This is a genomic window from Streptococcus mitis, assembly GCF_001579035.1.
Lineage (GTDB): Bacteria > Bacillota > Bacilli > Lactobacillales > Streptococcaceae > Streptococcus > Streptococcus mitis_J.
In genome coordinates this window covers 84,719-86,438 of record NZ_KQ970290.1, presented here as the reverse complement: position 1 = coordinate 86,438, position 1,720 = coordinate 84,719, and the positions used below count along the sequence as shown (strand labels likewise).

Below are 1,720 nucleotides of genomic sequence, written 5' to 3'. Positions count from 1 at the left end.
GTGATATTCTTTATCAAAGTAACTATGAACCAGGATCAGCCATGAAGGTTATGACGTTAGCTTCTTCTATTGAGAACAATACCTTCCCAAGTGGAGAATACTTCAATAGCAGTGAATTCAAAATAGCGGATGCGACGACTCGAGATTGGGATGTTAATGAGGGTTTGACTACTGGTGGGATGATGACTTTCTTACAAGGTTTCGCTCACTCCAGTAATGTTGGAATGAGTCTACTTGAACAAAAAATGGGAGATGCTACTTGGTTGGATTATCTAAAACGCTTTAAATTTGGGGTTCCAACTCGCTTTGGCTTGACAGATGAATACGCTGGTCAACTTCCAGCTGATAATATTGTTAGTATTGCTCAAAGCTCATTTGGGCAAGGAATTTCAGTGACACAAACACAAATGCTTCGTGCCTTTACAGCTATTGCTAATGATGGAGTTATGCTGGAGCCAAAATTTATAAGTGCTATTTATGATACTAACAATCAGTCTGTACGTAAGTCACAAAAAGAAATAGTAGGAAATCCTGTTTCCAAAGAGGCAGCAAGCACAACTCGAAATCACATGATCTTAGTTGGGACGGACCCTCTATATGGAACTATGTATAATCACTACACAGGAAAGCCAATTATAACAGTTCCTGGACAAAATGTAGCAGTTAAATCCGGTACGGCTCAAATCGCTGATGAGAAAAATGGAGGATACTTGGTTGGTTCTACCAATTATATTTTCTCAGCTGTGACTATGAATCCTGCTGAAAATCCTGATTTTATCTTGTATGTAACGGTTCAACAGCCTGAGCATTATTCAGGTATCCAGTTGGGAGAATTTGCCACCCCAATCTTGGAGCGGGCTTCAGCTATGAAAGAATCTCTCAATCTTCAATCTCCAGCCAAAAATTTAGATAAAGTTACGACAGAATCTTCTTATGCAATGCCTAGCATCAAGGATATTTCACCTGGTGATTTAGCAGAAGAATTGCGTCGCAATCTTGTACAACCTATCGTTGTGGGAACAGGAACGAAGATTAAAAACAGTTCTGCTGAAGAAGGGAAGAATCTTGCCCCGAACCAGCAAGTCCTGATCTTATCTGATAAAGCAGAGGAAGTTCCAGATATGTATGGTTGGACAAAGGCGACTGCTGAGACCCTTGCTAAGTGGCTCAATATAGAACTTGAATTTGAAGGTTCGGGCTCTACTGTGCAGAAGCAAGATGTTCGTGCTAACACAGCTATCAAGGATATTAAAAAAATTACATTAACTTTAGGAGACTAGTATGTTTATTTCCATCGGTGCTGGAATTGTGACATTTTTACTAACTGTAGTAGGAATTCCGGCCTTTATCCAATTTTATAGAAAGGCGCAAATTACAGGCCAGCAGATGCATGAGGATGTCAAACAGCATCAGGCAAAAGCTGGGACTCCTACAATGGGAGGTTTGGTTTTCTTAATTACTTCTGTTTTGGTTGCTTTCTTTTTCGCCCTATTTAGTAGCCAATTCAGCAATAATGTGGGAATGATTTTGTTTATCTTGGTCTTGTATGGCTTGGTCGGATTTTTAGATGACTTTCTCAAGGTCTTCCGTAAGATCAATGAGGGGCTAAATCCCAAGCAGAAATTGGCTCTTCAGCTTCTAGGTGGAGTTATCTTCTATCTTTTCTATGAGCGTGGGGGCGATATGCTTTCAGTATTTGGTTACCAAGTGCATCTAGGGA

General features: G+C 40.2%; 1 protein-coding gene and 1 pseudogene. Both read left to right on the top strand.

Going from position 1 to position 1,720, the window contains the following annotated elements; all coding sequences use genetic code 11:
• Positions 1–1,280 (top strand): penicillin-binding transpeptidase domain-containing protein (locus SMIDD26_RS13260; protein WP_246747006.1); only part of this gene is annotated, 1,280 nt, incomplete at its 5' end.
• A gap of 1 nt (position 1,281) precedes the next feature.
• Positions 1,282–1,720, top strand: a pseudogene (locus SMIDD26_RS13255) (phospho-N-acetylmuramoyl-pentapeptide-transferase); the annotation flags it as partial.